We start from the raw sequence: 8,013 nt of genomic DNA, 5'->3' as shown, positions 1-8,013 counted from the left end.
CCCAATCCCCTGTGGGAGCGGGCTTGCTCGCGAAGGCGATCCGTCAGGTGGTGCATTCGGCGACTGATCCACCGCTTTCGCAGGCAAGCCAGCTCCCACATTTGTCCGCGGTTGTGTCAGGAACCGAGGCTGATGCCATTGGCCGGCAGCGGCAGCGCGGTTTTGTAGCGCACTTGCTTGAGCGCAAAGCTGGAGCGGATGTTGGCCACGCCCGGCACCTTGGTCAGGAAATCCATCATGAAGCGCTCCAGCGACTGGATCGTCGGCACCAGCACGCGGATCAGGTAGTCCGGGTCGCCGGCCATCAGGTAGCACTCCATCACCTCGGGACGGTCGGAAATCGCTCCCTCGAACTGCTGCAACGCCAGTTCGTTCTGCTTTTCCAGGCTCACATGGATGAACACGTTGACGTGCAGCCCCAGCAGGTCGGCATCGAGCAGCGTGACCTGGTCACGAATCAGCCCAAGTTCCTCCATCGCCTTGACCCGGTTGAAACACGGCGTCGGCGACAGGTTGACCGAGCGGGCGAGGTCGGCGTTGGTGATCCGCGCATTCTCCTGCAGGGCGTTGAGAATGCCGATATCGGTACGGTCCAGTTTGCGCATGAGACAAAATCACCTGTTTATTATGTTTATGCAGTTTTTTTATCCGCAAATGATCCCGAGCGCAATGAAACACAGATAAATATTCTTCTACGCCACGCCTATGATTGTTGTAGGACAAGATTTCTTCTACCCGAAGACTGACTGTCAGCTAGCGCGCCCACTACAAGAAATTCACAAGATAGAGCGTAGAAAGCCATGACCCAGCAGTACGAACCACTGCGCCTGCACGTGCCTGAACCCTCAGGCCGCCCCGGCTGCAAGACCGACTTTACCTACCTGCGCCTGACCGACGCCGGCCTGGTGCGCAAACCCGCCATCGACATAGAACCCGCCGACACCGCCGATCTGGCCAAGGGCCTGATCCGCGTCCTCGACGACCAGGGCCAGGCCCTGGGCCCGTGGGCCGAAGGCGTCCCGGTGGAGATCCTGCGCAAAGGCATGCGCGCGATGCTCAAGACGCGCATCTTCGACAACCGCATGGTCGTCGCCCAGCGTCAGAAAAAAATGTCGTTCTACATGCAAAGCCTTGGCGAAGAAGCCATCGGCAGCGCCCAGGCCCTGGCCTTGAACATCGACGACATGTGCTTCCCCACCTACCGCCAGCAAAGCATCCTGATGGCCCGCGACGTGCCGTTGGTGGACCTGATCTGCCAACTGCTGTCCAACGAGCGCGACCCGCTCAAGGGCCGCCAGCTGCCGATCATGTACTCGGTCAAGGACGCGGGTTTCTTCACCATTTCCGGCAACCTCGCCACCCAATTCGTACAAGGTGTGGGCTGGGGCATGGCCTCGGCGATCAAGGGCGATACCAAGATCGCCTCCGCCTGGATCGGCGACGGCGCCACGGCCGAATCGGACTTCCACACCGCCCTCACCTTCGCCCACGTCTACCGCGCGCCGGTGATCCTCAACGTGGTCAACAACCAATGGGCGATCTCCACCTTCCAGGCTATCGCCGGCGGTGAAGCCACCACCTTCGCCGGACGCGGCGTGGGCTGCGGCATCGCCTCCCTGCGGGTCGACGGCAACGATTTCATCGCGGTGTACGCCGCCTCCGCCTGGGCCGCCGAGCGTGCGCGCCGCAACCTCGGCCCGACCCTGATCGAATGGGTCACCTACCGCGCCGGTCCGCACTCAACCTCCGATGATCCGTCCAAATACCGGCCTGCCGACGACTGGAGCCACTTCCCGCTGGGCGACCCGATTGCCCGTCTCAAGCAGCACCTGATCAAGATTGGCCAGTGGTCCGAAGAGGAACACGCGGCGGTCAGCGCTGAACTGGAAGCTGAAGTGATTGCGGCCCAGAAAGAAGCCGAACAGTACGGCACCCTGGCCGGTGGCCAGATTCCAAGCGCCGCGACCATGTTCGAAGACGTCTATAAAGAGATGCCGGAGCACTTGAAGCGCCAGCGTCAAGAGTTGGGGATCTGACATGAACGATCACAACAACAGCATCGAATTGGAAACCGCCATGACCACCACCACCATGACCATGATCCAGGCCCTGCGCTCGGCCATGGATGTGATGCTTGAGCGTGACGACAATGTGGTGGTATTCGGCCAGGACGTCGGTTACTTCGGCGGCGTATTCCGTTGCACCGAAGGCTTGCAGACCAAGTACGGCAGTTCGCGGGTGTTCGACGCGCCCATCTCCGAAAGCGGCATTATCGGCGTGGCCGTGGGCATGGGCGCCTATGGCCTGCGTCCGGTGGCAGAAATCCAGTTCGCCGACTATGTCTACCCGGCGACCGACCAGATCATCTCCGAAGCCGCCCGCCTGCGTTATCGCTCGGCCGGCCAGTTCACTGCGCCGCTGACCATGCGCATGCCTTGCGGCGGCGGCATCTACGGCGGCCAGACCCACAGCCAGAGTATCGAAGCGGTCTTCACCCAGGTCTGCGGCCTGCGCACCGTGATGCCGTCCAACCCGTATGACGCCAAGGGCCTGCTGATCGCCTCGATCGAAAACGATGACCCGGTGATCTTCCTCGAGCCCAAGCGCCTGTACAACGGCCCGTTCGACGGCCACCACGACCGCCCGGTGACGCCGTGGTCCAAGCACCCGCAAGCGCAGGTGCCGGACGGTTACTACACCGTTCCGCTGGACGTGGCCGCCATCGTGCGTCCGGGCTCGGCCGTCACGGTGCTGACCTACGGCACCACCGTGTATGTGTCGCAAGTCGCCGCCGAGGAAACCGGCATCGATGCCGAAGTCATCGACCTACGCAGCCTGTGGCCACTGGACCTGGAAACCATCGTCAAGTCGGTGAAAAAGACCGGCCGTTGCGTGGTGGTGCATGAAGCCACCCGCACCTGCGGCTTTGGTGCCGAGTTGGTGTCGCTGGTGCAGGAGCATTGCTTCCATCACCTGGAAGCGCCGATCGAACGCGTCACCGGTTGGGACACCCCCTACCCGCACGCGCAGGAGTGGGCGTATTTCCCAGGGCCGTCCCGAGTGGGCGCGGCGTTGAAACGGGTCATGGAGGTCTGAATGGGCACGCACGTTATCAAGATGCCGGACATTGGCGAAGGCATCGCGGAAGTTGAACTGTCGGTATGGCACGTGAAGGTCGGCGACATGGTCGTCGAAGACCAGGTGCTGGCAGATGTAATGACCGACAAGGCGATGGTGGACATTCCCTCGCCGGTGCACGGCAAGGTGATTGCACTCGGCGGCGAGCCGGGTGAAGTCATGGCCGTGGGCAGTATCTTGATCAGTATTGAAGTCGAAGGCGCCGGTAACGCCAAGGAAGCGCCTGCGGTAAGTGAACCGGTGAAAGCCGCTGCCGTGGTCGAAGCCAAACCGGCGCCGGTTGAAAGCAAGCCGGCACCGGCAGTCATCAAGGCCCAGGCGCCCGTGGCGCGTGAAGCCGACGAACGCCCGCTGGCCTCCCCCGCCGTGCGCAAGCATGCGCTGGATGCCGGGATCCAGCTGCGCCTGGTCCAGGGCTCCGGCCCGGCGGGGCGCATTCTGCATGAAGACCTGGAAGCGTACTTGCTGCAGCGCCCGGCGCACCATCACAGCGCCGCCAACCCCTACGCCGAACGCACCAGCGAAGAACAGATCCCGGTGATCGGCATGCGCCGCAAGATCGCCCAGCGCATGCAGGATGCTACCCGGCGCGCCGCGCATTTCAGCTACGTGGAAGAGATCGACGTCACCGCCCTCGACGAGCTGCGCGTGCACCTCAACGAGAAGCATGGCGCCACCCGCGGCAAGCTGACCCTGCTGCCGTTTATCGTGCGGGCGATGGTCGTGGCGTTGCGCGACTTCCCGCAGATCAACGCGCGCTATGACGACGAAGCCCAGGTCATCACCCGGCTCGGCGCGGTGCATGTGGGTGTCGCCACCCAGAGCGACGTCGGCCTGATGGTACCGGTGGTGCGACACGCCGAAGCCCGCAGCCTGTGGGGCAACGCCGAGGAAATCGCGCGCCTGGCCACGGCCGCACGCACTGGCAAGGCCAGCCGCGATGAATTGTCGGGTTCGACCATTACCCTGACCAGCCTGGGCGCGCTCGGCGGCATCGTCAGCACCCCGGTGCTGAACTTGCCCGAAGTGGCCATCGTCGGCGTCAACCGTATCGTTGAGCGGCCGATGGTGATCAAGGGCCAGATCGTGGTGCGCAAGATGATGAACCTCTCCAGCTCCTTCGATCACCGCGTGGTCGATGGCATGGACGCGGCGCAATTCATCCAGGCCATCCGTGGCCTGCTCGAACAACCCGCCAGCCTGTTCCTGGAGTAAGGGCATGACTCAGACATTGAATACCACGCTGCTGATCATCGGCGGCGGACCTGGCGGTTATGTGGCAGCAATCCGGGCTGGCCAGCTGGGCATCCCGACCATCCTGGTGGAAGGCCAGGCGCTGGGCGGCACCTGCCTGAACATCGGCTGCATCCCGTCCAAGGCCCTGATCCATGTGGCCGAACAGTTCCAGCAAACCATCCACCACAGCCAAGGCTCGCAACTGGGCATCGAAGTGGACGTGCCAACCCTGGACATCCGCAAGAGCGTGGAATGGAAAGATGGCATCGTCGACCGCCTGACCACCGGCGTTGCCGCGCTGCTGAAGAAGCACAAGGTGCAGGTGATCCACGGCTGGGCCAAGGTGGTGGACGGCAAGACCGTCGACGTCGGCGACCAGCGCATCCAGTGCGAGCACCTGCTGCTGGCCACCGGTTCGAAAAGCGTCAACCTGCCGATGTTGCCGATTGGCGGGCCGATCATTTCCTCCACCGAAGCCCTGGCGCCAACTCGCGTGCCCAAGCGCCTGATCGTGGTCGGTGGCGGTTATATCGGCCTGGAACTGGGGATTGCCTATCGCAAGCTTGGCGCGCAAGTCAGCGTCGTCGAAGCCCAGGACCGCATCCTGCCCGCCTACGACGCCGAGCTGACCCAGCCGGTGGCCGAATCCCTCAAGCACCTGGGCGTGAAGCTGTACCTCAAGCACAGCGTCACCGGGTTCGACAACAATAGCCTGCAGGTCCGTGATCCGAATGGCGACACCGTGTCGCTGGACGCCGATCAGGTACTGGTTGCCGTGGGTCGCAGACCCAACACCCAGGGCTGGAACCTCGAGGCACTGAACCTGGAAATGAACGGCGCCGCGATCAAGATCGACAGGCGTTGCCAGACCAGCATGCGCAATGTGTGGGCGATCGGTGACCTCAGCGGCGAACCGATGCTCGCGCACCGCGCCATGGCCCAGGGTGAAATGGTCGCCGAACTGATCAGCGGCAAGTCCCGCGAATTCAACCCGGCGGCCATCCCGGCCGTGTGTTTCACCGATCCCGAGCTGGTAGTGGTCGGCAAGACGCCGGACGAGGCCAAGGCGGCCGGACTGGATTGCATCGTGTCGAGTTTCCCGTTCGCGGCGAATGGCCGGGCCATGACCCTGGAGTCGAAAACCGGCTTCGTGCGGGTGGTGGCGCGGCGTGACAATCACCTGATCGTCGGCTGGCAGGCCGTGGGCGTCGGCGTGTCCGAGCTGTCCACCGCCTTCGGCCTGAGCCTGGAAATGGGCGCGCGCCTGGAAGACGTGGCCGGCACCATCCACGCCCATCCGACGCTCGGCGAAGCCGTGCAGGAAGCCGCTTTAAGGGCCCTGGGCCACGCGCTGCACCTTTAACAACCGCGGTGAGGCCATCGCAGGCAAGCCAGCTCCCACAGGTAAAATGCATTGCAAATGGGGGCGCTGGCTTGCCTGCGATAGCGGTGGATCAGCCAATACAGCTGCTGAATGGCCCGCCCACCCGCTCCCACACCGGCCAAGAATGAAGTATTGTTGCGCCCATCCAGAAAAAAACCGACAAGCCTGCCTTCGACCAGGCGGTTGACCAGAGATAGAGGGTGTCATGGGTAACGAAAGCATCAATTGGGACAAGCTGGGTTTTGACTACATCAAGACCGACAAACGGTTTCTCCAGGTCTGGAAAGACGGTGAGTGGCAAAAAGGCACCCTGACCGACGACAACGTGCTGCACATCAGCGAGGGCTCCACTGCCCTGCACTATGGCCAGCAGTGCTTCGAAGGCCTCAAGGCCTACCGTTGCAAGGACGGCTCGATCAACCTGTTCCGCCCGGACCAGAACGCCGCCCGCATGCAACGCAGCTGCGCCCGCCTGCTGATGCCACATGTGTCGACCGAAGACTTCATTGAAGCCTGCAAACAAGTGGTCAAGGCCAACGAGCGCTTCATCCCGCCGTACGGCAGTGGCGGCGCGCTGTACCTGCGCCCGTTCGTGATCGGCACCGGTGACAACATCGGCGTGCGTACCGCGCCGGAGTTCATCTTCTCGGTGTTCGCGATCCCGGTCGGCGCCTACTTCAAGGGCGGCCTGGTGCCGCACAACTTCCAGATCTCCACCTTCGACCGCGCCGCGCCACAGGGCACCGGTGCCGCCAAGGTCGGTGGCAACTACGCCGCCAGCCTGATGCCGGGTTCCGAAGCGAAGAAATCCGGCTTCGCCGACGCGATCTACCTGGACCCGATGACCCACTCGAAGATCGAGGAAGTCGGCTCGGCGAACTTCTTCGGGATCACCCACGACAACAAGTTCATCACGCCGAAGTCGCCTTCGGTGCTGCCAGGCATCACCCGCCTGTCGTTGATCGAACTGGCCAAGACCCGCCTGGGCCTGGAAGTGATCGAGGGCGAAGTGTTCATCGACAAACTGGCGGACTTCAAGGAAGCCGGCGCCTGCGGCACTGCCGCCGTGATCTCGCCAATCGGCGGCATCCAGTACAACGGCAAGCTGCACGTGTTCCACAGCGAAACCGAAGTCGGCCCGATCACCCAGCAGCTCTACAAAGAGCTGACCGGCGTGCAAACCGGCGACATCGAAGCCCCGGCGGGCTGGATCGTCAAGGTCTGACAGCCCACACCCGGCTGAGCCACACGAATCTGTAGGAGCCGGCTTGCCGGCGATGGCTACCTTGAATACCGCATTGGATTCAAGGGCCTCATCGCCGGCAAGCCGGCTCCGACAGGTTTATGCCTCGCTCTTGGGGATGTTCGCGGCAATCTTCTTGCCCATGCTGATCCTCGCCTCCACCCCATACCCCAACGCCTCGTAGAACCCCGCCACCGCCTCGTTGCCACTGGTGACCTGCAGATTGATCTTCATGCAGCCCAGGGCCGTCAATGCCTGCTCGGCATAGCGCACCAGCGAGGAACCCAGGCCATGACGCCGATAGTCAGCGTGCACGGCTACCGAATACAGCCAGCCGCGATGGCCGTCGTAGCCGGCCAGAATCGTGCCGATCACCACCTTCTTATCCGTTGCCACGAAAAACAGCCCATCGTTGACGGCCAGCTTCTTATCAATAGCCAGGGTTGGCAGGTTGTGCGCGGTGTCATACCCGACTGCCTCCTGCCACAACGCCACCACCTGCGCCCGGTGCTGGCGGTCGCGATAAAGCCCGATGGGATGGCGCGACAACAGCGTCTTCTCCATCACCAAGGTGCGCTCGTTGCCGTGGTAAACATCGCGGACCGTTTGAAACCCCAGCTTGGTATAGAACGGTTCGGCGGTCAGCGAAGACGGCACACTCAACACCGTCACCCCGGCCTCGCGCGCGCGCACTTCGATTTCAATCATCAACAGCCGGCCAATGCCCTGCCCTTGCAGCGCCGGATTGACGAACACCGAGCGCACCACATTGGCGTCCAGGGCGGCCGTGGCGACAATCACCTGTTCCTGCACCGCCACCAGCACCACCCGGCGCGTCAGCAATGCCAGCACTGCATCGGGGGTGAAGTTAGCCGCTACCCGGGCAATCACATCCGCGGGGTAATCCCGCGCATTGCTGCTGTGCAAGGCCGCCAGGATGACCTGGCTGATTCCCTCGGCATCGGCGGGTTGGGCAGTACGGACAGCGGTCGACATAATTGCTCCTTGCTGC

At 63.0% G+C, this 8,013-nt stretch carries 7 protein-coding genes; 5 read left to right on the top strand and 2 right to left on the bottom strand.

Features of this window, described 5'->3' with window-relative positions; translation table 11 throughout:
* Positions 1 to 116: 116 nt before the first annotated feature.
* Positions 117 to 605 carry a Bkd operon transcriptional regulator BkdR gene (gene bkdR / locus AC07OJ_RS27125; protein ID WP_017136255.1) on the bottom strand — a complete coding sequence of 163 codons (489 nt, stop codon included), beginning with the start codon at positions 603 to 605 and terminating at the stop codon, positions 117 to 119.
* A gap of 195 nt (positions 606 to 800) precedes the next feature.
* On the opposite strand from bkdR, the gene AC07OJ_RS27120 reads away from it, so the two are divergent.
* From AC07OJ_RS27120 to AC07OJ_RS27100, 5 genes are all read left to right on the top strand, one after another.
* The gene (locus AC07OJ_RS27120; protein WP_282397952.1) at positions 801 to 2,036 is read left to right on the top strand and encodes a 3-methyl-2-oxobutanoate dehydrogenase (2-methylpropanoyl-transferring) subunit alpha; all 1,236 of its coding nucleotides are present in this window, start codon (positions 801 to 803) and stop codon (positions 2,034 to 2,036) included.
* A 1-nt stretch (position 2,037) separates the two neighbouring features.
* Positions 2,038 to 3,096 (top strand): alpha-ketoacid dehydrogenase subunit beta, encoded by a 1,059-nt coding sequence (locus AC07OJ_RS27115; RefSeq protein WP_065903963.1) that lies wholly within the window; start codon positions 2,038 to 2,040, stop codon positions 3,094 to 3,096.
* A complete protein-coding gene (locus AC07OJ_RS27110) occupies positions 3,097 to 4,353 on the top strand; it encodes a dihydrolipoamide acetyltransferase family protein (RefSeq protein ID WP_495095553.1) in 1,257 nt (418 codons plus the stop codon).
* A 4-nt stretch (positions 4,354 to 4,357) separates the two neighbouring features.
* Positions 4,358 to 5,737, top strand: coding sequence for a dihydrolipoyl dehydrogenase (lpdA, locus tag AC07OJ_RS27105; RefSeq protein ID WP_495095552.1), 1,380 nt, complete (start codon positions 4,358 to 4,360; stop codon positions 5,735 to 5,737).
* Between the two features lie 226 nt (positions 5,738 to 5,963).
* Complete coding sequence (locus AC07OJ_RS27100) at positions 5,964 to 6,983, top strand: branched-chain amino acid aminotransferase (protein ID WP_065903971.1); 1,020 nt, start codon at positions 5,964 to 5,966, stop codon at positions 6,981 to 6,983.
* A gap of 117 nt (positions 6,984 to 7,100) precedes the next feature.
* Here the strand turns inward: AC07OJ_RS27100 and AC07OJ_RS27095 are convergent, their stop codons facing one another.
* Entirely contained in the window at positions 7,101 to 7,997 is an 897-nt protein-coding gene (locus AC07OJ_RS27095; RefSeq protein WP_495095551.1) for a GNAT family acetyltransferase, read from the bottom strand.
* Positions 7,998 to 8,013: the final 16 nt, after the last annotated feature.

The organism is Pseudomonas sp. GW821-FHT09C08 (assembly GCF_059418125.1).
This window is presented reverse-complemented; position numbering and strand designations above follow the sequence as displayed.

What these genes read in the sequence shown, in the direction of transcription:
- bkdR (WP_017136255.1), bottom strand. Translation starts at nt 605, where the DNA reads ATGCGCAAACTGGACCGTACCGATATCGGCATTCTCAACGCCCTGCAG.
- AC07OJ_RS27120 (WP_282397952.1), top strand. Translation starts at nt 801, where the DNA reads ATGACCCAGCAGTACGAACCACTGCGCCTGCACGTGCCTGAACCCTCA.
- AC07OJ_RS27115 (WP_065903963.1), top strand. Translation starts at nt 2,038, where the DNA reads ATGAACGATCACAACAACAGCATCGAATTGGAAACCGCCATGACCACC.
- AC07OJ_RS27110 (WP_495095553.1), top strand. Translation starts at nt 3,097, where the DNA reads ATGGGCACGCACGTTATCAAGATGCCGGACATTGGCGAAGGCATCGCG.
- lpdA (WP_495095552.1), top strand. Translation starts at nt 4,358, where the DNA reads ATGACTCAGACATTGAATACCACGCTGCTGATCATCGGCGGCGGACCT.
- AC07OJ_RS27100 (WP_065903971.1), top strand. Translation starts at nt 5,964, where the DNA reads ATGGGTAACGAAAGCATCAATTGGGACAAGCTGGGTTTTGACTACATC.
- AC07OJ_RS27095 (WP_495095551.1), bottom strand. Translation starts at nt 7,997, where the DNA reads ATGTCGACCGCTGTCCGTACTGCCCAACCCGCCGATGCCGAGGGAATC.